Genomic DNA, 24,968 nt, shown 5'->3' with positions numbered 1-24,968 from the left:
AATGGAACACAATATGTTCTATTTAAAATAGATTTTAGTTCTTTATATAGAACAAGTCAATATAAATTATTCTGCAAATTCTTTCTTTTCTCCTCATAATATATCATTTTCTATTTTATTATCCTACCATTTTTTACCGAAAAGTTGAGAAACTTTATTTCCTACCTAATTCTTCTCCTAAATCTTCTAATAATCCTCTGTATTTACCTTCTACAAATATAGATTTTTTGTAAAGTTTTTAAAAACATTCAATTAGCAAATATAAAGTAAAACTTCCGTCAGTAGGAGATTGTTTTCATCCCGACTCAGGAAAAGTTTTCATCATTCAGGCTCTTACAAGTAATTATCCCCCGCCTATCTGTTTTGTTTTCCCAGAATCTTGAGGCGTGATCTTACAGGATAAATAAGATTAATCATCAAAAATTTATACATTATGGAGCTAACAGAATTACTCTTTCTACTAAATGAATATTTCCTAATTTAGATATAAATTCAAGGCCTTTTGTTATAGTTCAAACTGTACTACGATGTAAGGTCTACAAAAGACAATTTATGATGAAGATGTCCCAAGGAATCTTTCTATTTTTGATTAAGGCAGTTATGAAAACAAAAAACCCTCAACACATTATGTGTCAAGGGTTTGAAACTCTTAATAAAGAGTCATATATTGATCGCGTTCCCATTGGTGAACTTGTGTGCGGAACATATCCCACTCAATTTCTTTTGCTTCGATGAAATGCTCAAGTAAATGTTCACCTAATGCACCGCAAATAATTTCATTTGATTTTAATTCATTTAATGCTTGTGCTAATGTAGCTGGTAAGTCAATGATACCTGCTTGTTCACGTTCTTCTGGTGTCATCACATAAATATTGCGATCTACTGCAGGTGGTACCGCTAGTTTATTTTTAATTCCGTCAAGACCTGCTGCTAATAATACAGCCATTGCTAAGTATGGGTTTGCAGCTGGATCAACGCTACGTACTTCTACACGTGTACTTACACCGCGAGATGCAGGGATACGGATTAACGGGCTACGGTTTTGTGCAGACCATGCTACGTAACAAGGTGCTTCATATCCAGGTACTAAACGTTTGTAAGAGTTTACAGTTGGGTTTGTTACCGCTGTAAAGCTTGATGCGTGTTTCAAAATACCTGCGATGAAGTGGCGAGCATCGTCACTTAATTGTAAATCACCGTTTTGATCATAGAATACGTTCTCACCATTTTTGAATAGTGATAAGTTACAGTGCATACCAGAACCGTTTACACCAAATAGCGGTTTTGGCATGAATGTTGCGTGTAAACCGTGTTTACGTGCAATTGTTTTTACAACAAGTTTAAATGTTTGAATATCGTCACACGCTCTAATTGCACTTGCATATTTGAAATCAATTTCGTGTTGTCCTGGTGCAACTTCATGGTGAGATGCTTCGATTTCAAAGCCCATTTCTTCAAGTTCAAGAACGATATCACGACGGCAGTTTTCTCCTAAATCCATTGGTGCAAGGTCGAAGTATCCACCGTTATCATTTAATTCTAATGTTGGATTTCCTTTTTCATCAACTTTAAATAAGAAGAACTCTGGCTCTGGTCCAAGATTAAAATCAGTGAAGCCTAGTGCTTCCATTTCTTTTAACATACGTTTTAAGTTATTACGTGGGTCACCATCAAACGGTGTACCGTCTGCAGTGTAAATATCACAAATTAATCGCGCTACTTTTCCTTTTTCAGCAGTCCATGGGAATACTACCCATGTATCTAGGTCTGGATATAAGTACATGTCAGATTCTTCGATACGAACAAATCCTTCAATAGAAGATCCGTCAAACATCATTTTGTTATCTAGAGCTTTTGTTAACTGACTAACTGGAATTTCTACGTTTTTAATACTTCCTAAAAGATCCGTAAATTGTAGACGGATATACTTTACATTCTCTTCTTTCGCCAAGCGGAAAATATCTTCTTTTGTGTACTTTGCCATTTTAAATTCCTCCTTAGTCCCTCTAAACATCTTGAAAATTATCAATCATCAATGGAAAAACCTTGAAATATCACCTTGTCGTAAAGACGTTCGATTAAACCTGCCTGTATGTTGCAGTTCATCTCGAAGAATTTTACGAAGCTCAGATTTCGAAATTTCTTTCACTTCTTCTCTTACTTGTATTACTTCTGATTGATTTTCCTTCATTTGTAGTACTTGCTTAATACCAGCCATGTTTAAACCTTGATCTAACAAATCTTTAATCTCTAACAATTTATCTACATCGTTAAATGAAAATAATCTACGATTTCCTTTTGTACGGGTTGGGGAAATCAATTTATGTTCTTCATAATAACGAATTTGACGCGCAGATAATTGTGTTAAATCCATAACTATACTTATTGGAAACAGCGGGGCAGAACGTCGATCATGTTGTGTCACTTCAGTTCCTCCTTCGCCTTAACTTGATTCTCATTTTATATCATGTTATGTATCCTGTCAACAGATGTTAGCTTTTCTTACATGATTTTTTTAAAAATTTTTTCACACTTATTAAAATGTCTCAATTACCTACTTATATACAAAAAAGCTACCAAAATTGGTAGCTTTCATTTAAGAAATTACTAATAGATTTTTTTCAATAAGCGCATCAATAGCAGAACAAATCGCAATCTTCACATGCGAATACGTTAAGCCCCCCTGTACATACGCAACATAAGGCGGACGAATCGGACCATCTGCTGATAATTCAATACTCGCACCTTGAATAAATGTACCTGCAGCCATAATCACATCATCTTCATATCCAGGCATATAATTCGGATACGGTGTAAAATGCGAATTGATTGGTGATGCATATTGAATTGCTTGACAAAATGCAATCATGCGTTCTTTATCATCAAATTGAACAGATTGTATTAAATCTGTTCGCGGTGCATTCCAAGTTGGCGATGTATTCATACCAAGCTGTTCTAAAAAGGCCGCTGTAAAGATTGCACCTTTTAATGCTTGACCAGCAACATGAGGCGCTAGGAAAAATCCTTGATACATCTCTTGTAAACTATACAAAGATGCACCAGCCTCTGCTCCGATACCTGGAGATGTTAAACGATATGCACACGCTTCTACATATTGCTCTTTCCCAACAATGTAACCGCCCGTTTTCACGATGCCGCCACCTGGATTTTTAATAAGTGAACCCGCCATTAAATCGGCACCGATATGACATGGTTCAAGCTCTTCCACAAATTCTCCGTAACAGTTGTCTACAAACACAACGACATTAGGCTTAATTTCTTTTACAAACGCAATCATTTCTTTAATTTCGGCAATTGTAAATGATGGGCGAGTTGCATATCCCTTCGAACGCTGAATTCCAATCATTTTTGTATTTTCATGAATCGCCGCCTGCACCGCAGCAAAGTCAACACGTCCCTCTTCTGTTAGATCAACTGCCTGGTAACCGATGTTATACTCTTTAAATGAGCCAACACCTTTCCCGCGAACACCAACAATTTCTTCTAACGTATCATACGGCTTCCCAGTTATATATAACAATTCGTCACCAGGGCGTAAAATCCCAAACAACGCTGTAGAGATTGCGTGAGTTCCAGAAATAATTTGCGGCCGTACAAGACCAGCTTCTGCCCCGAACACATCAGCATACACTTTTTCTAACGTATCACGACCGATATCATCATAGCCGTACCCTGTTGTCGGAATAAAGTGTGAGTCACTAATTTTATGACTACGAAAACTTTCTAACACACGAAATTGATTACTTTCAATTACTTCATCAATGCGTTTATGTATGTCTGCAATTTGCATTTCAACTTCTTTTACAATTGGAGCAATCTTTTCCCCATTCTTCAATCGATTAAACATCTTCTTTCTCTTCTCCTTTTCTCGCTGAATATCTATTGATTTGTCCGTTTAGCGGAGAATGAGCAAAAATATACCCTGTACATTCGTATACTTGCTTCTCTTCTTGAAACGCCATTTCTGTTAATACTGTTTCTGTTCTTAAAAGCGTCAACAATCTACCTTCGCTTACCGGAATCATTAATTCATATGAATCCATCCGCTTCATCATTTCTATTTCCACAACTTTTTTTAATTTCTCTAAATCCGCCGCATCAAAAGCACTCGTCATAATAAAATCATTCTTTGGGAATGGAATAAAGTTCGGATGTAACTTATCTTTTTTATTGTACACTGTAATAATTGGAATGTGGTCAAACTCAAGATCTTGCAGTAATTTTTTCACTGTCTCCTCATGCCCGATGTAATTTGGATCAGCTGAATCGATAACATGCAAAATAACATCCGCTTCATTCACTTCCTCTAACGTAGAACGAAATGCTGCAACTAACGATGTTGGTAAATCTTGAATAAATCCAACTGTATCTGTTAATAAAACTGTATATCCACACGGCAACTGCATTTTACGCGTCGTCGGATCAAGTGTTGCAAACAATAAATCTTCCTCGAATGTATCAGCCGCCGTTAATCTGTTAAACAACGTAGATTTCCCAGCGTTTGTGTATCCAACTAAAGAAACTTGAAAGACTTGATTTTCTTTACGACGTTCACGATATCTCTTGCGGTGCTCTACCACACCAGAAAGCTGCCTTTTAATCTCATCGATACGAGAGCGAATATGACGACGATCCGTTTCTAACTTCGTTTCCCCTGGACCTCTTGTACCAATACCGCCACCAAGACGAGATAAAGCTTGTCCTTGTCCCACAAGACGAGGCAACACATATTGAAGCTGCGCAAGTTCCACTTGTAATTTACCTTCTCTTGATTTCGCGCGCTGAGCAAAAATATCTAATATAAGCTGTGTACGATCAATGACTCTCGCGTCTAACTGTGCTGATAAATTTCGAATTTGACTTGGTGTTAATTCATTATTAAAAATAATAACATCTGGTTCTAATTCTTCTGCAAGTAGAGAAAGTTCTTCTAACTTTCCCTTTCCAACATACGTTGCCGGATGAAACTTAGAACGCTTTTGTATCGTTGAAACCAACACTTCCGCTTGTGCTGTTTTCGCTAATGATGCTAATTCTTCCATCGATTGTTCAAAACGTTCATCATCATCTTGCGGCAATTGACAACCAACTAGTATCACTTTTTCTTTTTTTTCTATCAAATATGCTCACTCATCCTTTTCGAAAATTAAACCTTCTAATATAATAGCAGAGTAAGAACATTTCATCTAGTTAGTGAGGGAGAATTTCATGGCATGGGATTTATTTAGCATCATTGGTACAATTGCATTTGCTTTAAGCGGAGCAATCATCGCGATGGAAGAAGAATACGATATTTTCGGAGTTTATATTTTAGGAATGGCAACTGCATTCGGGGGAGGAGCACTGCGTAATTTATTAATCGGTTATCCAATTGATGCGTTTTGGAAACAAGATATGTTATTTGAAATTGCAATCTTATCAATGACTATTATATTTTTATTCCCGAACAAACTTATCAAACATTGGAAACGCTGGGAAAATATTACCGACGCAATCGGTTTATCTGCTTTTGCAATTCAAGGGGCATTATATGCACAAAAACTAAACTTACCAATTAGCGCAACGATTGTCGCAGCTGTGTTAACAGGAATTGGCGGCGGTATTATCCGTGATTTATTGGCACGTCGTAAACCACTTGTACTGCGAGCTGAAGTTTATGCATTTTGGACGATTTTAGCTGGATTTTTAATTGGAGCTAAAATTGTTACGAGCGACTGGGCATTATATATTTTATTCGTTCTTATCGTATGTTTCCGTATGATTTCTATTCATTACAAATGGCATCTGCCACATCGCAGTGTAGAAAAGATAGAACATTTCAATGATAAAGTGAAACTTTAATCAGTGAGGGGATCTTCCGTTACCTACTGATCATTAGCAGAACTAATCAGGCACATATCAGCAGTTATCTCCACCTGTCTTCTTTATTTTCTTTGACCCTTAGGGTGGAGGTCTTACTGCCAATCAATAGCGGGATAAATAACAAATCAACCCTTTACTTCTGTAAAGGGTTTTTCTATTTTCCTTCGCTCTAACCAGAGATGAAATCTTAATTAAAAGTGCCGACCATCAATAGTGACAAAAAAATGCCACTAATAGAAGTTGTACTTTATTGCATGTTTTTTGTACCTATCCGTAAATACTATTTCTTAAAGAGAGGTGAGATAAATGACAAAACACGTAAATAAAGGTGCACAAAGAAGTTCCGTAGATCAATCTGGGCATGATTTAAATTCAGCTTACGAAAAAAGCAAAAAAATGGAGAAATATCATAGAGAGTATCAACAAAAAGTCAAAGAAGAATAGGAGTGATATAGGATGGCAAAAGGAAATAACAAAAGCAACCGAGGACAACATAGTAGCGTTAACCCACAAGGAATTGCATCAGATGTAGCAGATCAAGGCCCAAAAAGTAAATTAGAACAACGCGCAAAAACAAAGAATACAAAATAAAACACGAAGCGTTACGCTTCGTGTTTTATTTTAAGCAATTTATCCTGCTACTTTTAAGCAGTAAAAGTTTCACTTTATAAACCGTGTGTTTCTTCTTCAAGTGTTAAATCACTACTTGAAATCGTAATTAAATCATATTTATCATACGCTTCTTCCTGAAGTAATCTCATCGCTTGTGTACGAATGGACTTTTCCACAATATTACGAACATAACGCCCGTTGCTAAAAGAAGTAATATGCGATGAATATTTTACCGCATTTAAATGATCACGAAGATTCCACTCTGCCTCTTTTGATAATTGATACTCCCGTTCATCGTACATACGTTTTCCGATTTCTAATAATTGATTGACCGTGTAATCAGAAAATTCAATAATGAAAGGAAAACGGGATTGTAGCCCCGGATTTAGTGATAGAAAATGGTTCATCTCACGTGAGTATCCTGCTAAAATAAGTACAAAAGCATGCTGCTTATCTTCCATATGTTTAACGAGCGTATCAATCGCTTCTTTTCCAAAATCTTTTTCACCGCCACGCGCAAGCGAATAGGCCTCATCAATAAACAAAATCCCGCCCATTGCTTTTCGAATAAGATCACGTGTTTTTTGTGCAGTATGCCCAATATATTCACCAACTAAGTCCGCCCGTTCCGCTTCAACTAAATGCCCTTTTGATAAAACATTCATTTCAAACAATAATTTCCCAATCATTCTAGCAACAGTTGTTTTCCCCGTTCCTGGATTACCTTTAAATAACATATGAAGGACTTGTTTCTCTGATTTCAACCCCATTTCTTGCCGTTTTTTATTTACATAAATCCATGCGTAAATTTCCTTTATAATTTTTTTAATTTCCTGCATTCCAACAAGCTTGCTCATTTCTTCTTCAATCCGTTGTAACATTTCATGTTTTGTAACAGTTTCGTTTGAAAGATTTGGCTTTTGTTCTGGCGAAGAAACAGAAATTTTCTTTCGGTGATTTAGCACAATGTTAATTTGATTATTATTCTTCTTTCGCATCGACTGTTCCATACAATCACCTCACCTTTATCATTTCACTGACGATTATTGTCAAAATTTGCGCTTTCCCAAGAAATAAACTTTTTCTGAAAATTTTTGGTATAATGTAAGAAAACTAGGGTGGTGGGACTATGACAACAAAAGAACTTGATGATACAGTACAAGCTTTCTCTGCTTATTTATTCAACAAGGGTCGGAAGCCTTCAACTATTAAGCGATACGTCTATGACATTGAAGATTTTGTTCATTGGTTACAAAAGAACAAAAAAATTTCTTCTAATAATATATGGGGGACTCTTTGTACAAAAGACTATGAAGATTATTTTTCAGACTTAAAAATGAAACGTCATTACTCCGAAAAAACAATGCACCGTGTTTTTATTGTCTTAAATCGACTGTATGATTTTTTAAACCTACCTAGCCCACTAAAAAATATGGAACTTGTTATACAGCCAGATCGAGCATTACGAGATGCAGATTTCATTTCAACACAAGAAGAACAGCGTTTAAAATATATTTTAACTTCTTTAGAAGGGCTTTCAGACAAACAACGTCCTGTACGTCCGTTACTCATGGATCGAAACGTATGTATTATTATGATTTTGCTTGATTACGGTTTATCACTACAAGAGCTCGTTTCACTAAATATGCATCACGTTCATTTTGAAAATAATACATTATCTATTCCAGCTGTATCCGGAATAGAACGAATCATTACATTAACAGAAGAAGATAAAAAAAAGTTATATCATTACTACAAGAAAATTCCCGAACCAGTACGTCCAAAATACCATAGCACAGATCCATTATTTGTAGCTTTTGATTTTAACCGAAATACATTCCGCTGGGTATACGAAAATGACGCTCCAAAAGCATTAACAGAAATTGCTGTACAAAAAATGATTCGGCTTGAAGTAGCACGCGCCGGGCTGCGAAAAGGAATTTCTGGTCAACATTTACGAAATACATTTATTTTACGCCTCATCCAAAACCATGTTCCAGAACAAGAAATTATGAAGCGAATTGGTTTCAAATCAAAGATTTCATTAAAAAGATATTATAACTATGCAAAGCAAAAAGAAAACGCCTCATAATAGGCGTTTTTGTTATTTTTCATAGAAACTGCTCGTTCTCCTATTCCTTTTTATATGCTACTTGCATCTACTATGATAGGTTTTTCACTATCACAATTAGGAAGGAGACTTTCAATGTCTTATTTTAAAGCCAATCAGAAAAAAATCTCAAAACCTTATTTTCCAAAACAATCTGACCGACTTCCAGCTGTTCATTACACCCCTGCTCCAGAATCGTACGGCAACCTTTTTTCAAAAACACTAAATGACTTAACTGCTATAATTCCAACTGCATTTTCGAACCCATCACAATCTAACATGAAGAAACTTATAAACATATTAGAAATACTAAAAGGGGGGCTGAAACGTTTAAACTTAACACTTACACAGCAAGAAACTGGCATTGCGATTGTCGAAAATTTAATTACCATTTTGAACGAGAAACCTTTTGCAGCAAATACAGTATATATTGAATTACAAAATTTACTCAACTTTTCACTGCATATTACAAAATTATCTATGATGAATCATCATGGATTCGAAAATATCATTGAGCAAACAGAAGAATTACAAATAACTTTACTACAAATTACGCCAATCGGAATGAATGGCCAATTTCAAGGTAACCATGAACTTCTAGACGAACTCAACCTCCAGGGTAAACTCGAACTTTTAGACGAACAGGAACTTTCAGAAGAACTCAGACTCCAGGATGGACTTGAACTTTTAGACGAACAGGAACTTTCAGAAGAACTCGGTCTCCAGGATGGACTTGAACTTTTAGACGAACAGGAACTTTCAGAAGAACTCGGTCTCCAGGATGGACTCGAACTTTTAGACGAACAGGAACTTTCAGAAGAACTCGGTCTCCAGGATGGACTTGAACTTTTAGACGAACAGGAACTTTCAGAAGAACTCGGACTCCAGGATGGACTTGAACTTTTAGGCAAATAAGGGTATGAAGATAAGAAACTTCGAAGGAACGAGGACCAACAGGATCTAATTCCTCAACATCGACCTGTATAATAAAAGCCAACACCTTTACAATCTGTAAAGCCGGCTCAAAATATCCATTTCAACATAAAATGAAACTTCCATCAGTAGGGGATGAAGCCCCCCTACTGATGGTTAGTTGAACCAATCGGGCTTTTACGGGCGGGATAAATTTTCAATCAAAAAGATCCCATCGAAATAGATGACACAACAGCTAGACTCTCTATCTTATGTATCCATTAAAAGATTTCGCATTAGGATTCCTGTATATTTTGAGCATAAAAAAAGAGCGAATGATTCGCTCTTTTTGCTATGTACAATTCTTTACTATTCTAATTCGATTGAAACGTTCTTTTGTGGAACAAATGTAGAAATTGCATGCTTATAAATAAGCTGTTGCTTACCTTCCGTTTCCAACAGTACAGTAAAATTATCGAAGCCTTTAATTAGACCACGAAGTTGGAAACCATTTAATAAGTACAGCGTGACAAACGTATTCTCTTTACGGAGTTGGTTTAAAAATTGATCTTGAATATTGATTGATTGCTTCATGTCGAATCCTCCTCTTTTTCTCTACTTACTTATTATTCGACTTAAGTTGTTGCTTTCCTTCTATATACTCTAAAATTTCTATGTTTTTTTCACCGCTTGTAACGTCAAACCAATTAACATCCATTTTATTACGGAACCAAGTTAACTGCCGTTTTGCATAGCGACGTGAATTTGTTTTCAAAGCCATCACAGCTTCTTCTAACGAAGTTTTCCCTTCAAAATACTCATACAGTTCTTTGTAACCAATCGCTTGAATAGACTGACAATTACGAACTCCATCTTCATACAAACGCTCAACTTCAGCTAATAAACCTTGCTCCATCATAATATCTACACGTAAATTAATGCGACTATATAATAAATCTCGATCCATTGTTAAACCAATTAAAGCAACATCATATAGCAACTCATTTTCCTGTTGTTCTAATTGATCGCTCATCGTCTTCCCTGTTGTATGAAAAATTTCTAAAGCACGAATCACACGTCTCACATTGTTTGGATGAATACGCTTTGCACTTATCGGATCAACCTCTTCTAGCTTCCTATGTATATACTCTACACCATATTCCTCCGCCTCTTGTTCTAGCTGTTTACGGTACATATGATCTCCCGGTTCATCAGAGAACTGGTAATCATACAACACAGATTGTATATATAAACCTGTTCCACCAACAATAATAGGTAGTTTACCACGTTTTGTAATATCTGCTATATGACCGCGCACAAGTTCTTGAAACTCAGCAACGGAAAATGGATCTTCTGGATTTTTTATATCAATCATATAATGCGGGATTCCATCCATTTCTTCTTCCGTAACTTTCGCCGTACCTATATCCATATTACGATAGATCTGCATTGAATCGCCACTAATAATTTCTCCATTTAACGCTTTTGCCAGTTCAATGCTAAGCTTTGTCTTTCCAACTGCAGTTGGTCCAATAATAACAATAACTTTGTCCCGTTTTTCTTCTCCCATACACTTCAACTCTCTTTATGTAAAGTTATCCATCTGATTATTATACCCAATCTTACCAATTTTAACAGTCAAAATGCAAGTTATCCCATTACGGTAATTGAAATTATATACACTTGTTAAAAAATATAATCTATTTTGCATGTTTTGTCCAACCACTTCATATACATGTTAAAAACGAAAACGGAGATGATACTATGAAAGTTGGACAAGCTACTATTGATTTTCGCTCGTTACTAGAAGATTTAATTTTAGCAACAGCAACAAAAGAAAAAAATTGCTCTCAGGAAGAATTATACTTTGCACTAAGCTGTTTACTGCGTTCGTTTCATCCAATACTTACAGCTGAAGAAACAGATATAAAAACGACTGAATATATACAAACACAGTTTTACACCGCATATAACATCTTGACAGGCCGAACAATATATCCATTCTAAATAATCTTCCAGCTTGATCTAATTGTTTAAGAATTCGTCCACGACAGTTTTTAAGAGGCTTTTAGGTTCATCTTGTACCCTTCTGCCACTTCATACGCATAACTTACAATAATGCTCTCAACAAAAGGTTTCTCTCCGCTAATTTCCGTTTTTTCATCCATCTTTAATTTGATATTAATAAATCTTCATTATTAGGCTATTTCTATTACAATAAGCGCTTCCGTAACAGTTGTCAGTGCGCTTTCTACCAACGCAAACATATCTTGGTAGGAAAATTAACAAACAAAAAACACCTCTCAAAAGAAGTGTTTTTTGTTTGTTTATAACGATGCATGATAAATATCTAAAACATCCTGCTTGTTCAACTTTTTAAACTGTCCAAACTCACCATATACCATTGCCTTTTCAGCCATAATATCAATTTGTTCTTCACCAATCTCGTAATCAGCTAAGCGAGATGGCGCTCCAATAGATGTCCAAAATTGACGCAATGCTTCAATACCTTCTAATGCTATTTCAACATCAGTTTTACCTTCTGTTTGAACGTGAAATACTCGAATTGCAAATTGTTTAAAACGAGCTACGTTTTCATGTAAAACATGTTTCATCCAATTTGGGAATAAAATTGCTAAGCCGCCGCCATGCGGAATATCATACACCGCTGAAACAGCATGCTCAATATTATGCGTTGCCCAGTCTCCGCGTACACCCATGGCTAAAATACCATTTAACGCCATTGTACCGCAATATAAAATCGTTTCACGGTGCTCATAACTTTCTAAATCATGCAGTAGCTTCGGAGCTGTCTCAATAACCGTTTGTAAAATAGACTCACAATAGCGATCTTGCAGCAATGTATTCGTACCTTGATGAAAATATTGCTCTAGTACGTGCGACATAATATCAACAATACCGTAAATTGTTTGGTTGCGCGGTACAGATACTGTGTGATTTGGATCTAAAATAGAAAATTGCGGGAACGTCACTGGACTACCCCAGCCATACTTTTCATTTGTTTCCCAATTTGTAATAACAGAACCTGCATTCATTTCAGAACCTGTTGCCGCAAGAGTTAACACTGTCCCAAAAGGCAATGCTTCTTTTGCAATAGCTTTTTGCGTAACAAGATCCCATGCATCTCCATCATATTTGCTGCCAGCCGCAATAGCTTTTGTACAGTCTATTACACTGCCACCACCCACAGCTAATATAAACTCGACATCATTTTCTTTACAAATTTGAACACCTTTATGTACTGTTGATAAACGTGGATTGGGTTCGACACCACTTAACTCAAAAATTTCTGCATTCATTTCTTTTAGCATAGATATCACGTTATCATAAATTCCATTTTGTTTAATACTACCGCCACCATATACGAGTAAAACTTTTTCCCCGTACTGTGGCACCTCAGTTTTCAATTGCTCTAATTGACCTTTTCCAAAAATAAGCTTTGTTGGATTACGAAACACAAAGTTTTGCATACTTTTCATCCTTCCTTAACAAAAGTAACCATACTTTTATATATCATATATTTAGCTTTTTACAAAAATATTTGCTTATACAAAAAAAGAATCTCAGTTAAAACTGAGACCCTTTTAATAATAAGGTGAAATCATTAAGTATACAATAACACCAGAAAGACTTACATATAACCAAATCGGCATCGTCCAACGTACAATTTTACGATGGCGAGTCAGTTGATTTGTAAATCCGAATACTAAAGAAAATAATGCAAGCGGTACAATAATAGCAGCAAGGAAAATATGTGTAATTAAAATAAAGAAATATACATATTTAATGATTCCTTCTCCGCCAAAATGCGTTGCTGGTGCTAAATAATGATACGTTAAATACGAAACACAAAATAACAATGTTGTTGTAAATGCTGCAAGAATAAATCCCTTATGTAGATTTACATTCTTTTTAATAATTGAATACAATGCTGCGATTAAAAACACAAATGTAAAGCTATTAAAAATCGCATTTAACATCGGCAAAATTTTCACATCAAAATGTACTTCTCCTTTGTAACCAATCGGTCCAAAAAATAAGAACAAAATAATTGCATTGACGACCACAGAAAGCGTTATTACAACAGGAGCATAGCTCTTCTGTTTAACAGAACGATCAGTCAAATTGTTCACTCCCTCATTCTTCTTAAAGTATATAGTAACTTCATTATTTTAACATATTATCAACAGTGTAAATGTGACAAATGTTTGAAATAATTATATAAAGTGAAGCTTTCATCAATCGAAGGCATGCCAGTAGTTATCCTTTACCTTTCTTCTTTTTTTCTTAAAATCTTGAGGCGAGGGTACTACCCACGAATAACAGGATAAAATAAAAAATCCTCCTTAAGTCTTTTACCACTTAAGAAGGATTGTATCGTTTCACACTAAAAATTTCAAATTATAATGTCTTTTTTAGTTTTTATTTAAAAACATATCGCTATATGCTTGAAACATCTCAATTAATTGATAGCTTATAAGAGAAATTGCTGTTAATGAAAAGAATCCAATTAATAGAAAACGAATCCACATACGAATCTCCTCCTTTTATCATTCATTTAAAATCTAAATGACAAATCGGATTACAGTGGTCGTCTCCTTCTTTTTTCTTTACAACAGCAGTAATGTAACGAATAAAGAATATAATAATTAAAGGGAAATATACATGCTTTATATTTGTCTGTTTTAGAGATATTTTCCCTTGTACGTCGGATGGGGACGTTAAAGAAAAATCAGCGCCATTCATTCGCGCATATAAAAAGACGAATTGGATACATAATAAAATACTTACAATTGAAATGATATCTTCCCAATCAGTTGTACTCAAAAAATTATATATATCTAGCACATATTCCTCCAACGTTACCCCTCCCTTCTTTTTTCCCTATTTTCCTCGTGTTCGTATAAAAAGTCAAGAAAAATATTTTATATTCACCATGACAATAGGGATTACATATAATGGTATCCCCTAATCGCTTGATCTCCACTTAGTCAATATTGAAATTCATTTCCTTCATTTCCTTCACTTTCCTTATTACATTACACATATAAGCCTAGAAGACGATTATTTTGATTATAATTGTAAAATTTCAATAATAAGAAAAATCACTATTACTCATACATCTTTTTTCTTCGAATAACATTTTATATTTCATCTTTGTAATCTTGCTCTTACATTCATAAATCCGTACATACGTACCCCATTCAGGATATACTGATTTCAGAGGTGGTTATATGAAAAGCGAAAGATCAACACGCCATGAAAATATTCAAAAAGAAACAACTAAGTATCAAGATTTAATGACAGATGAAAGATGGCAAGCGATTGTACACAATAATTCATTATATGATGACAAATTTTATTACGCTGTAAAAACAACAGGTATTTTTTGTCGCCCGTCTTGCAAGTCTCGCGTACCTAACAGAAACAATGTACGAATCTTTCTTACTGCACAGCAAGCTCTCTCAGAAAAGTTTCGTCCTTGTAAACGATGTAAGCCAAATAGACTAAGGCTACCTGAAGAAGACTGGATAGTGCAAATTACGGAATACATTGATAACCATTACTCCGAAACATTAACACTTGCAATACTAGCAAATATGTGTCACGGTAGCCCTTATCATTTACAGCGCACATTTAAGAAGATAAACGGAATAACTCCAATTGAATATATGCAACAAACACGCATTTCCAAAGCTATGCAATACCTTACTAATACGAATCATACAATTATGGAAATCAGTTTTGCTGTAGGTATACCGAATACCGCACATTTTGCAACCCTATTTAAAAAGAAAACAGGATATACACCTACAGATTATCGAAGAATGAATCGCACAAAAGAGGTGAAATAAAATGACATCAAAAACAAATCAAACAATCTATTGGACATCATTTGTTTATGGAAAATGGAGTATGTATATTGCAGCGACATCAAAAGGACTATGTTATATAGGCTCCCAAAATCAATCTTTTGAAGAGTTATCAAATTGGGTTAATAAACGATTACCGCAGTATACTTTAGTACAAGACGACCAAAAATCACAGCCATATGTTGATGAATTAATAGAGTATTTTAAGGGACAACGCAAGGCTTTTTCATGTCCTGTTCATATTATCGGAACACCATTCCAATTAACAGTTTGGAATGCATTATGTGACATTCCTTATGGACAAACTTATTCATATTCGGATATTGCAGAGTTAATCCAAAAACCAAAATCAGTACGTGCAGTAGGTACCGCAATCGGAACTAATCCCGTTTTAATTGTAATTCCTTGTCACCGCGTCATTGGAAAGAATGGAAAATTAACTGGATTTAGAGGTGGCTTAGAAATGAAGAAGCAGCTACTAATGCTTGAAAAGTAAATGAAAAATGATAAAAATACCAATAAAAGAGATACCCGTATTATATAAGTGTAAAAACCCGAATATTTTCAAATTTGTATTAGGGGTCTCGCCACATGCCTATCAACCTAACAGAACAGGTTGTCCCAAAACGATAAAAATGAACTTCGGTGCTATAAAAAACACAAAATTTTCGTTTAGGGGGTACTTTAAAATCTTAGCTTGATAGCGATGTGGTGCTACCCCTAATAGGAAAAACGAAAAAACTTTTTTAGGGAAAAAATCAAGATTACAACCAAATTTTTGCTAGTTGAGATACTCCTTTTATTATCTTTTCTTCACATAAATTACCCAATCCAAGTTGAATATGTGGATATTGTGGTACATATTTCGAGAAATATTTTGAGCAAGGATAAACTGCAATTCCGTGTTCATATGCCCTTTCAATTAGCATTTTTTCACTCATTTTTGTTTTAACTTCAATAATAACGAAAATTCCGGAGCTACCACCTTTTATTTCAACATAATTCTTAAAGTGTTTTAATAATTCCCTATTCAATAGATTCATTTTACGTTTATACAAAGCTTTCATCTTCCTTAAGTGTGAGTACCAATATCCTTCATTCATAAAGGTCGCCAGTGTTCTCTGATGAATAGATGAGGATGTTTGCTCAAGCAAAGGGAGTATCTTTTTATATTCACTTACTAGCCTCCTAGGCAAAACCATATAACTGACACGGATAGAAGGTAGCAGTGCTTTTGAAAAAGTTCCTAAATAAACCACCCTATCATTAGAATCTAAACTTTGAAGAGACGGTATAGGTTGATGGATGTATCGAAATTCACTATCGTAATCATCCTCAATAATATATCCTTCCACCCTTTTTGCCCATTGAATTAACTTTAATCTTTCATTGATGGGGATAGTTACTCCATATGGAAAGTGGTGAGTAGGAGTGACATATAAAAGTCTAGAAGGCGACTTTAAAAGGCGATCGACTTGGATGCCTTGTTCTTTTACCGGGATCGGATCAATAATAAATGACTGAAGAGCAAATAGTTCCCTTGCCACATTATATCCAGGGTCTTCTACTGCCAGATAATGATAGTCTTGCTTTAGCAACAGCGACAAAAGTAATAACAAGTGTTGTGTGCTACTGCCAATAATAATCTGTTCAGCAGAAGTATTAACCCCTCTTGATTGAAACAAGTAATCTGCTAGTACCTTTCTTAATTTAATATCGCCTTGCTTTTCTCCGTATGAAAACATGCTAGAGTCTTTAACGATTTTGTTTGTAAGCATTCTCCATTTTTTCAAAGGGAAGTTCTCTTGATCCACTGTCCCAATCTTAAAGTCAATAGTTTTTATGTCAGTTTGATTTTTTTCATGATGCTGTTCTCTAATGGGTTCATAATTAAGCGTCTCATCCGATATAGTTGCCTCTACAAAAAATCCCTTTTTGTTCTCACTTCGAATATATCCTTCCGATTGCAATTGTTCATAGGCTACCTGAGTTGTGTTTCTGCTGACCTCTAATTGGAGAGCAAGTTGTCTAATCGATGGCAACTTTGTATTTCTTTCTAATTTACCAGATAAAACCTGAGTACGTATGTATTGATAAACTTGTTGGTACATAGGAGTGTTACTTTCCCGATTGATATTAAATATTAGTTCATTCATCATTGAAATACCTCATCTGTCATTTGTTTTTATTGTAAACTGTACCTTTTAGAAATGACAGTATAAATGAATAATGAATTTAGAAAAAATTTTGACTTGGGAGATAACTTATGACAATATTTATGTACATATTTTGTTTGATTGTATGGGGACTCAACTTTATAGCAGTAAAAATTCAAGGAACTCCTGTCAGCTTGGAATTATCCTTAACTTATCGTTTAGTTATGACAGCCTTTTTATTTTTGATTCTTGTTTGGTTCCTTCAACCAAGAGGGAGGCCAACAAGAAAAGATATCCCATTTGTAATAGTTTTTGGTGTATGTAACTTTGCATTAAGCTACTTATGCCTTTATTACGCCACAATTTTGAGTTCTGCAGCAATCGTAACATTGGTTTTTTCATTAAAGGTGATTTTGACCCCGATTACTCTCCGGATTTTTTTAAAAGAAAAGTTACATTCACGCGTTTTGTTTGGGGGGATTTTGGGTGTATTAGGCGTATGTATTCTCATCTATCCGAATTTGAACAACTTTCAAGGGTCCAATGACATAAAAGGAATTATGGTTGCGATCTTAGGTACGCTTCTTACAGCAGTAGGTGATGCCAGCTCAGCACGAAATGCAAGTCACAAGGTGAATCCTATCTACGCAAATGCCATTGGATTTACAGTGGGCAGTATATTGATGGGAGTAATTGTATTATTTCAAGGACAAGAATTTATATTTCCAACATCGTTTTCATACTTATCTGTGTTGCTATATTTAACTCTGGTTGCTTCATTTGTAGCATGGTTATTCTATTTGAAGCTTGTAGAAAAAATTGGAGGAGCTCAAAGTGGCTATATGGTTGCACTTTTCCCGGTAATTGGAGGAATAGCTTCCGTTTTAATCGGTGAGTCAGATCCATCATTGTATTTGTTTGCTGGTTGCTTTTCTAGCTGTACTGGCGCTGCCATCGCATTAGGGTTTGGAACTCGGAAGCAAAATGCGAAATTATCTCTAAAAAGAGCTAATTAAGAAGGAATAAGTCTTGTGAACTTGAAAATAGAGCTCATTTATTTGGTTCTCAGATTGTTGACCAAGAATGCATGAACACTTAAACAAATGGAATATAGACTATAGGGGTCACCATACATTACTATCAACCTAAGAGGAATTTATATCCATAATTCATAGAAAGCGTTATTCTTTTTGTAGAAATATACAGAAAGGATGGCGTTTTTTTCATTTTAGGGGGAATTTTGTTTTGTTAGCTTGATAGCGATGGGGCGGGACCCCGATATAAATTTTTTAATCACATTTCGTTATTACAGTAAACATTCCTGTCATATTAGGTGAGTAATCCTTAAAATCATATTTTTCATAAAATTTTTCTTTTCCCTCTGATGCAAATAATCCTACAAACGCTTTATTTGGTGCGTTTTCTTTTAGATACTCTACTAACGCATTCATAATTTTTTTGCCAATACCCATTCCTTGATAATCTGGATGAACTACCACATCTTGAATGTAAAAGTAAATAGCTCCATCCCCAACAATTCTTCCCATTCCTATGGCCTTACTCTCATCCTTAACTGTAACGGCAAAAACAGAATTTTTTAATGATATTTCGGCAACATCAAAGTTCATATAATCTTCCCAACCCACAACTGAACATAAATATTTATATTCTTCTAATGTTGGTGCATAATTTGAGATTGTATATTGTCTTTCCATAAGTCCTCCCCCTATCTCTCTATAATTTCAAGTTAGCATTTTTGCACTTCTTTTTCTTCCGAATGTTCAGATTTAAGTATATATCATATTCATGCAAAAGTTAACATAATCCCTCATTGAAGTAGAAGGAACATCTATGCTAGGAAACGTAAAAAAATTTAAAAAAGGATGAGCTTATAGGGGATCACCCCATATACACCTTGTTCATCATTTACATATCATAGTATAATTTCAAGAAATTGACAGCTAATCATCTATGTTCCACGCTAACGGGTTGGGAATGACAATTTATTCCCCTGCTGACGACTAACGAAGTCGAAAAGTTTTTTTGAGTTGGGATTTAATTATTTAACAATTTCGCTCCAATTGTTAAATAGTATTCATTTTTCCCAAACGCTTTACAAACCTATAACCAGTTACTTCGTAACCAAGGAATTTATATAGTTCGTGTGCTTTTACCCTTCTTTCACTTTTTCCACTTAGAAGATAAATAAAATCAGATCCTCTTTTCAAAGACCATTCTTCCACATATTTAATCAACGCTTTCGCAATACCTTGACCGCGATATTCTTTCTTTGTAACTAGCGATGTTATTTGAATCTTTTCATCGTTGTTTGTGTACGTTGTATGAATTGTTATTCCTATCATTCCTACTAAGTTATTATTATTTATTGCAACAAAAGTGTAATAATTTGGATTAGATTCGATACGTTCCATTCTTACTTTCATTTCATCTAATGAACTAGGATAACCTAAATCTGGCATTAAATCTGTAAATTGTTTGATGTCATCAGAATTATATTTTCTTATCTCCACTAAGGACCCCTCCACATTTTTTGTTGTTGCTACCTCTATTACAGATTTTGCGATACTTTCATCCCACTGATGTTAGCCAACTTGCCCTTTTATGGGTGAGAGTGTCAAGACATCTTCTGTGGTGTTAATTCCTCCTTTTTTATGATATTCGAATATATTATTTAATACTATCCCGTTTTTTTGTTCCGCTTCACAGAACATTAATTCTATCACGAGAGGTGATTTCGTTTATTTTTCAGACAAAAAGGTCGATGAAGTCATTAAAAGGCTTATAAAAGCCAATGAGAGCATTAACTTGATAACAAGTGGACAGCCAATACAAATGTTTTGGTAAATGAGGTCATTTGTGGTACAAAAAAAGGATAGAACATACAGAATAATTCTGCCTGTCACTATCCGCTTCTTTTATTCTTATATAATGTGTAACATTATATGTCTATTCTTGTTAAACCAAAGATTGATTCAAATTTCTTGAATCTAAATAAAAAAGATCGCTATCCGAGTTTATCCCGCTATTCGCGGGCAGTAAGACCCCCACCTCAAAATTCTGAGAGAAGCAAAGAAGATAGTTTGGGGATAACTGCCGGTAACAGCCCGGTTAGTTTCACTTTATTTCTCTTAAGCTTTCTCTTCAAATAATCGTGCGATTTCGATAATAACTTGAACAGCTTTTTCCATATTATCTACAGAAATATATTCAAATTTACCGTGGTAGTTTTCTCCGCCCGTAAAAATATTTGGTGTCGGCAGACCCATATATGATAATTGGGAACCGTCAGTTCCACCGCGAATTGGTTGGATAATCGGCTCGATATCTAGATTTTTCATTGCTTCATAAGCAATATCAACGATTTCTTTCACTGGTTCAATTTTTTCAAGCATATTGTAATACTGATCATTCATCTCAAGAATGATATTTTCCTCACCATACTTCTCTTGCATCTGCTTTGTAATAGCTGTTATATTCTCTTTTCTAGTATTAAAATGAGCGCGGTCAAAATCACGAATAATATAGTTAGATTGACTTCGCTCAACATCACCATTTAGAGAAATAAGATGGTAGAAGCCTTCATATCCCTCTGTATGTTCTGGCGCTTCTTCTACTGGTAGTTGTCTGTGGAATTCCATTGCCAATTTGGTTGCATTGACCATTTTATTTTTAGCTGTACCAGGATGAGTGCTATTCCCTTTAAAAATTAGCTTAGCACCAGCAGCGTTAAAGCTTTCATATTCTAATCCACCTAGTGGGCCTCCATCCATTGTATAAGCAACTGAAGCTCCGAAGGCTTCTACATCAAAGTGGGATGGACCGCGACCAATCTCTTCATCAGGTGTAAATGCTACTCTAATTTTCCCATGTTTAATTTGTGGGTTATGTAATAAATAATTCATTGCTGTCATAATTTCTGTAATTCCCGCTTTATCATCTGCACCAAGAAGTGTTGTTCCATCAGTTGTAATTAATGTATGCCCTTGGTAAGATGGGAGCTCTGGAAATAATTCTGGTGTTAAAACAACACCAAGTTCCTTATTTAACGTAATTGCCTTACCATCAAAATTTTCATGAATTTGTGGCTTAACATTTTTCCCCGTAAAATCTGTAGCTGTATCTAAATGAGCTAAAAAACCGATTACAGGAACCTGCTTGTCCGTATTAGCAGGAAGCGTTGCCATTACGTAGCCATTCTCATCCATCGTTACTTCTGATAATCCAATCGACTTCAACTCTTCTACTAGTTGCTTTGCAAACTCAATTTGGCCAGGCGTTGATGGTACAGTATGACTTTCTGCATCAGATTGTGTATCCACCTGAACATATCTTGTAAAGCGTTCTATAATTTCCTGTTTCATTCTACTACACTCCTTTTTTATACATCTTTATTTATTATACGCCCTTATTACACATTTTTTTATTTCTTTTGACTTTATCTTTTAAATTCGCTGTTTTCGTAAGAATTATTGCTATCTTGACCATACTGATAAAGTGAAACTTCCATCAGTGGGGTTTTTTTCATCCCCCACTGATGGTTAGTTGAACCAATCGGGCGCATGCCAGCAGTTGCCCCCCACCTATCTTCCTCGTTTCTCTTTGAATCTTGAGGTGGGGGTCTTACTGCCTGCGAATAGCGGGATAAAAGGTTGACTTTCAACTAGTAAACTGGAGTTAAAGGAGGGTTAACATGAAAGATGAATTAAGTATAAATATCTATTTAGATGAAACTGATACTCCGTTTTCAAGATATTATAGCTCTGATGATGTTCACCTAAGCTCTGACCTTGAAGATTTTCTTTTGTCAAAGCTACACAGTGGCAAAAGAAAAGAAGTAGAAATATTTTTTTTAGGTCAGAATGATTTTGATGAAAAGCCATTGAAGACTGCCACATTTAACACTTTTTCTAACCTCTTGAACGAAGAGGAATATACATATGCTAGAAATGTCAAAAAGGCTATTATTTTGTTTGTGATTGGGATTATTGTTGGGGTGATATACTTGAAGCTTTCAAGCACTCATGCCTATACTGCAGGAGTATTAAGCATTGTGTGTTGGGTTTTTATTTGGGCAGGTACAGAGGTTTATTTTTTTGAAAATCGGCAAATTAAACAAAAAATTAGGAAATGCAAGAATGTTCTAAGTGCGAATGTGCACAAAAAAATAGAATTTTAGTAAATATTTATATTTGTGAAGCTGATTTTCAGATTCTATCTTATGCATCTATTTGGGTTATTGTTTGGACTTGGAAATCATGATGAAGATTAATATCGCCATTGTACAGTAATATTAAAGCTATTTAATTTTGCCGCCCAAAATACAGTAGCCTTCTGTCTATGTAAATGACAAAAGGCTATTCAAGTCGTTTAAAAATCTAGTTGTGTGATAAGAATGGGTTTTTGAGCGAATAATAAAGTTGATTAATTCTGTTTTACTTGCATAATGAACAACATAATAAAGGAAAGTAAAACAATTGAAAGAACCCATAGCCAGGCCATGTTCATATTTCCAGAATCAATAGCTAGATAAATCGCTGTTGGAATCGTCTGGGTCTCTCCTGGAATATTACCTGCAAACATTAATGTTGCGCCAAATTCACCGAGAACCCTGGCAAAACTTAAGATACTTCCTGAGACAATAGCTTTTAAAGATAAAGGGATAGAAATAAAGAAAAAGACTTGCCATTCATTAGCCCCACACACTCGAGCTGCATCTTCAATATCGTGATCTATCCCTTGGAAACCAGTCTTTGCTGATTGATACATAAGTGGGAAGGCTACAACAATCGACGCGAGAACAGCTGCCCACCATGTAAAAATAATAGGTTGCTTAAAAATCCATTCAATAACTTTTCCAAGTATACTTTGCTTACCAAAGATAATAATCAAAAAGAATCCCACAACAGTAGGGGGGAGAACTAAAGGAAGCATTAGGATAGTTTCTACTATTACTTTTCCTTTAAATGACTTTTGAGATAATACTCGCCCCACCACAGTTCCTAAAATAATAACAACGAGTCCAGATATAATGGCGACTTTAAAGGACAACTGCAGCGGTGTTAGGAATTCTTGAATCATTTAATCCCCTCAATTCGATGTAAAACCATATTTCTCTAAAGTCTTCATAGCATATTTACTTTGAAGAAACTTGTAAAACTCCATCGCTTCCGTACGATGTTTCGTATCCTTAATGATACCAACAGGATAAATGATAGGTGTGTGAGTTTGTTTATCTGCTGTTGCTACAATGTTAACTTTATTCGAAGAAAGAGCATCTGTTTTATAAACAACTCCAGCATCTACATTTCCTGTTTCTACATATGAAAGAACCTGACGTACATCTTTTGCGTATACAACCTTTGATTCAATGTCCGTCCATATGTTCGTATTTTTAAACGACTCTTTTGCGTACTGACCAGCGGGTACTGATTCAGGCGTCCCAATTGAAATCCTTTTAACTTCTTTTTTTGTTAAATCCCCAAAACTTTTCACACCAGAAGCTGTATCCTTAGGAACGACTAACACAAGCTCATTTCCAACTAAATCAACACCATCTTCTTTAGAAATTAATCCATCCTTTACTAACGCATCAAATTTATCTTTTGCAGCTGAGAAAAATATATCTACTGGTGCTCCCTGTGCAATTTGTTGTTGCAATGCTCCGGAAGCTCCAAAATTAAACTTTAACTTTATATTGGAATGATCTTTTTCAAACGTTTTTTGAAGTTCTATAAGAGCGTCTTGCAAGCTCGTAGCAGCAGATATAGTTAACTCTACTTTTTCTTTTTTCTCTCCAGTAATTTTTTGATTACTTGACTTACTGCTTGTATTTAAATTACCAGAACAACCAACTACAATCGCAATTGCGGCTACCAAAAAGAACACTGTTGTAAGTAACCTTTTCAATCCCTTCTTCATTTCTTTCACCTACTTTTCGTTATAACATGTCATATTATAAGGTTTCACGATTACACTAACCAAAAAAGTTTCTCTCAATAATTTTGGCATCAAATTGAAAAACAACGATTAATCCTATATATAAAGCAAATAAATTCAAAAACCAATCTTTATTATTATTCCTCGTAGCCAGGCACTTAAATATTTCCTGAAATTGTTTTCGTTCATCTGAAGTAACAATAGGGCGTACTCCAAAATATTTCAAAACAAGATCAAATTTAAGATGAACAGCCAACGATAGCATATCTTTTAACATCTCAATATACCATTCAATATCTTTTTCATTATAGAGTTTTACCAGTTTATCATGTAGCTCAGGAACAAATGACTCTGCATCAATTCCTTTTGTCTCTATTGTATCTATCATCTTTTTGATATCCATGAGATTCACCCTTTCCGAAAAGCTAACTAAAAAAACGCAAG

The 24,968-nt window shown here is 35.0% G+C and carries 28 protein-coding genes; 10 read left to right on the top strand and 18 right to left on the bottom strand.

The features are described 5' to 3' along the window. Window positions 1-649: 649 nt before the first annotated feature. The 4 genes from glnA to hflX form a co-directional block, all read right to left on the bottom strand. Window positions 650-1,984 (bottom strand): type I glutamate--ammonia ligase, encoded by a 1,335-nt coding sequence (glnA, locus tag ACTDJC_RS14070; RefSeq protein WP_098311107.1) that lies wholly within the window; start codon window positions 1,982-1,984, stop codon window positions 650-652. Window positions 1,985-2,032: 48 nt separating this feature from the next. Next, a complete protein-coding gene (locus tag ACTDJC_RS14065) occupies window positions 2,033-2,374 on the bottom strand; it encodes a MerR family transcriptional regulator (RefSeq protein WP_098311113.1) in 342 nt (113 codons plus the stop codon). A 222-nt stretch (window positions 2,375-2,596) separates the two neighbouring features. Next, window positions 2,597-3,868, bottom strand: coding sequence for an aminotransferase class I/II-fold pyridoxal phosphate-dependent enzyme (locus ACTDJC_RS14060; RefSeq protein ID WP_440603773.1), 1,272 nt, complete (start codon window positions 3,866-3,868; stop codon window positions 2,597-2,599). Then, the gene (gene hflX, locus ACTDJC_RS14055; protein WP_440604002.1) at window positions 3,861-5,138 is read right to left on the bottom strand and encodes a GTPase HflX; all 1,278 of its coding nucleotides are present in this window, start codon (window positions 5,136-5,138) and stop codon (window positions 3,861-3,863) included. The genes ACTDJC_RS14060 and hflX overlap by 8 nt, the downstream gene beginning before the upstream one ends. A 91-nt stretch (window positions 5,139-5,229) precedes the next feature. Between hflX and ACTDJC_RS14050 the strand changes: the two genes are divergently transcribed. The 3 genes from ACTDJC_RS14050 (at window position 5,230) to ACTDJC_RS14040 (ending at window position 6,474) form a co-directional block, all read left to right on the top strand. Next, a complete protein-coding gene (locus ACTDJC_RS14050) occupies window positions 5,230-5,862 on the top strand; it encodes a trimeric intracellular cation channel family protein (RefSeq protein WP_440603772.1) in 633 nt (210 codons plus the stop codon). A 327-nt stretch (window positions 5,863-6,189) separates the two neighbouring features. After that, window positions 6,190-6,327 carry a hypothetical protein gene (locus tag ACTDJC_RS14045; protein ID WP_176524747.1) on the top strand — a complete coding sequence of 46 codons (138 nt, stop codon included), beginning with the start codon at window positions 6,190-6,192 and terminating at the stop codon, window positions 6,325-6,327. Window positions 6,328-6,339: 12 nt separating this feature from the next. Then, window positions 6,340-6,474, top strand: a complete 135-nt coding sequence (locus ACTDJC_RS14040; RefSeq protein WP_440603771.1) for a hypothetical protein — start codon at window positions 6,340-6,342, stop codon at window positions 6,472-6,474. Window positions 6,475-6,548: 74 nt separating this feature from the next. Here the strand turns inward: ACTDJC_RS14040 and spoVK are convergent, their stop codons facing one another. Next, window positions 6,549-7,505, bottom strand: coding sequence for a stage V sporulation protein K (gene spoVK / locus ACTDJC_RS14035; protein ID WP_098311111.1), 957 nt, complete (start codon window positions 7,503-7,505; stop codon window positions 6,549-6,551). 119 nt (window positions 7,506-7,624) lie between these two features. On the opposite strand from spoVK, the gene ACTDJC_RS14030 reads away from it, so the two are divergent. After that, entirely contained in the window at window positions 7,625-8,587 is a 963-nt protein-coding gene (locus ACTDJC_RS14030) for a tyrosine-type recombinase/integrase (protein ID WP_098311112.1), read from the top strand. A gap of 114 nt (window positions 8,588-8,701) precedes the next feature. Then, complete coding sequence (locus tag ACTDJC_RS14025) at window positions 8,702-9,520, top strand: collagen-like repeat preface domain-containing protein (protein WP_440603770.1); 819 nt, start codon at window positions 8,702-8,704, stop codon at window positions 9,518-9,520. A 366-nt stretch (window positions 9,521-9,886) separates the two neighbouring features. On the opposite strand, the gene hfq is transcribed toward ACTDJC_RS14025, so the two are convergent. Together hfq and miaA are read right to left on the bottom strand one after the other, a co-directional pair. After that, window positions 9,887-10,111, bottom strand: coding sequence for an RNA chaperone Hfq (gene hfq, locus ACTDJC_RS14020; RefSeq protein ID WP_000813896.1), 225 nt, complete (start codon window positions 10,109-10,111; stop codon window positions 9,887-9,889). 25 nt (window positions 10,112-10,136) lie between these two features. Continuing rightward, window positions 10,137-11,087, bottom strand: coding sequence for a tRNA (adenosine(37)-N6)-dimethylallyltransferase MiaA (miaA, locus tag ACTDJC_RS14015; protein WP_440603769.1), 951 nt, complete (start codon window positions 11,085-11,087; stop codon window positions 10,137-10,139). Window positions 11,088-11,281: 194 nt separating this feature from the next. Here miaA and ACTDJC_RS14010 point away from each other — a divergent pair, with 194 nt between their 5' ends. Beyond that, entirely contained in the window at window positions 11,282-11,524 is a 243-nt protein-coding gene (locus ACTDJC_RS14010) for a hypothetical protein (RefSeq protein ID WP_098311217.1), read from the top strand. Window positions 11,525-11,844: 320 nt separating this feature from the next. Here ACTDJC_RS14010 and ACTDJC_RS14005 read toward each other — a convergent pair whose 3' ends face one another. From ACTDJC_RS14005 to ACTDJC_RS13995, 3 genes are all read right to left on the bottom strand, one after another. Beyond that, the gene (locus ACTDJC_RS14005; protein WP_440603768.1) at window positions 11,845-13,008 is read right to left on the bottom strand and encodes an iron-containing alcohol dehydrogenase; all 1,164 of its coding nucleotides are present in this window, start codon (window positions 13,006-13,008) and stop codon (window positions 11,845-11,847) included. A gap of 114 nt (window positions 13,009-13,122) precedes the next feature. Further along, window positions 13,123-13,662, bottom strand: coding sequence for a DUF420 domain-containing protein (locus ACTDJC_RS14000; protein WP_098311219.1), 540 nt, complete (start codon window positions 13,660-13,662; stop codon window positions 13,123-13,125). Window positions 13,663-14,092: 430 nt separating this feature from the next. Then, complete coding sequence (locus ACTDJC_RS13995; RefSeq protein ID WP_098311221.1) at window positions 14,093-14,398, bottom strand: hypothetical protein; 306 nt, start codon at window positions 14,396-14,398, stop codon at window positions 14,093-14,095. Window positions 14,399-14,838: 440 nt separating this feature from the next. Between ACTDJC_RS13995 and ACTDJC_RS13990 the strand changes: the two genes are divergently transcribed. Both ACTDJC_RS13990 and ACTDJC_RS13985 read left to right on the top strand, forming a co-directional pair. Beyond that, complete coding sequence (locus tag ACTDJC_RS13990) at window positions 14,839-15,393, top strand: bifunctional transcriptional activator/DNA repair enzyme AdaA (protein ID WP_440604001.1); 555 nt, start codon at window positions 14,839-14,841, stop codon at window positions 15,391-15,393. A 1-nt stretch (window position 15,394) separates the two neighbouring features. Further along, window positions 15,395-15,907: a methylated-DNA--[protein]-cysteine S-methyltransferase gene (locus ACTDJC_RS13985; protein ID WP_429707694.1), complete on the top strand. Its 513-nt coding sequence runs from the start codon at window positions 15,395-15,397 to the stop codon at window positions 15,905-15,907. A gap of 268 nt (window positions 15,908-16,175) precedes the next feature. On the opposite strand, the gene pdxR is transcribed toward ACTDJC_RS13985, so the two are convergent. Then, on the bottom strand, window positions 16,176-17,567 hold the full coding sequence (pdxR, locus tag ACTDJC_RS13980) for a MocR-like pyridoxine biosynthesis transcription factor PdxR (protein ID WP_440604000.1): 1,392 nt from the start codon (window positions 17,565-17,567) through the stop codon (window positions 16,176-16,178). 110 nt (window positions 17,568-17,677) lie between these two features. Between pdxR and ACTDJC_RS13975 the strand changes: the two genes are divergently transcribed. After that, window positions 17,678-18,583: a DMT family transporter gene (locus tag ACTDJC_RS13975; protein WP_440603767.1), complete on the top strand. Its 906-nt coding sequence runs from the start codon at window positions 17,678-17,680 to the stop codon at window positions 18,581-18,583. Between the two features lie 273 nt (window positions 18,584-18,856). On the opposite strand, the gene ACTDJC_RS13970 is transcribed toward ACTDJC_RS13975, so the two are convergent. From ACTDJC_RS13970 to ACTDJC_RS13955, 4 genes are all read right to left on the bottom strand, one after another. Further along, entirely contained in the window at window positions 18,857-19,282 is a 426-nt protein-coding gene (locus ACTDJC_RS13970) for a GNAT family N-acetyltransferase (protein ID WP_440603766.1), read from the bottom strand. Between the two features lie 369 nt (window positions 19,283-19,651). Further along, entirely contained in the window at window positions 19,652-20,098 is a 447-nt protein-coding gene (locus tag ACTDJC_RS13965; RefSeq protein WP_440603765.1) for a GNAT family N-acetyltransferase, read from the bottom strand. 618 nt (window positions 20,099-20,716) lie between these two features. Further along, window positions 20,717-21,949, bottom strand: coding sequence for a peptidase T (pepT, locus tag ACTDJC_RS13960; RefSeq protein WP_440603764.1), 1,233 nt, complete (start codon window positions 21,947-21,949; stop codon window positions 20,717-20,719). A 74-nt stretch (window positions 21,950-22,023) separates the two neighbouring features. Continuing rightward, a complete protein-coding gene (locus ACTDJC_RS13955; RefSeq protein WP_440603763.1) occupies window positions 22,024-22,149 on the bottom strand; it encodes a hypothetical protein in 126 nt (41 codons plus the stop codon). 129 nt (window positions 22,150-22,278) lie between these two features. Between ACTDJC_RS13955 and ACTDJC_RS13950 the strand changes: the two genes are divergently transcribed. Continuing rightward, window positions 22,279-22,764 (top strand): hypothetical protein, encoded by a 486-nt coding sequence (locus ACTDJC_RS13950; protein ID WP_440603762.1) that lies wholly within the window; start codon window positions 22,279-22,281, stop codon window positions 22,762-22,764. A 245-nt stretch (window positions 22,765-23,009) separates the two neighbouring features. On the opposite strand, the gene modB is transcribed toward ACTDJC_RS13950, so the two are convergent. The 3 genes from modB to ACTDJC_RS13935 form a co-directional block, all read right to left on the bottom strand. Further along, a complete protein-coding gene (gene modB, locus ACTDJC_RS13945) occupies window positions 23,010-23,666 on the bottom strand; it encodes a molybdate ABC transporter permease subunit (RefSeq protein ID WP_440603761.1) in 657 nt (218 codons plus the stop codon). 9 nt (window positions 23,667-23,675) lie between these two features. Further along, the gene (modA, locus tag ACTDJC_RS13940) at window positions 23,676-24,494 is read right to left on the bottom strand and encodes a molybdate ABC transporter substrate-binding protein (RefSeq protein WP_440603999.1); all 819 of its coding nucleotides are present in this window, start codon (window positions 24,492-24,494) and stop codon (window positions 23,676-23,678) included. 67 nt (window positions 24,495-24,561) lie between these two features. Beyond that, window positions 24,562-24,927, bottom strand: coding sequence for a hypothetical protein (locus ACTDJC_RS13935; RefSeq protein WP_440603760.1), 366 nt, complete (start codon window positions 24,925-24,927; stop codon window positions 24,562-24,564). Between the last annotated feature and the right edge of the window lie 41 nt (window positions 24,928-24,968).

This window comes from Bacillus sp. GB_SG_008, from assembly GCF_052038115.1.
Classification (GTDB): Bacteria; Bacillota; Bacilli; order Bacillales; family Bacillaceae_G; genus Bacillus_A; species Bacillus_A rhizoplanae.
This window is presented reverse-complemented; position numbering and strand designations above follow the sequence as displayed.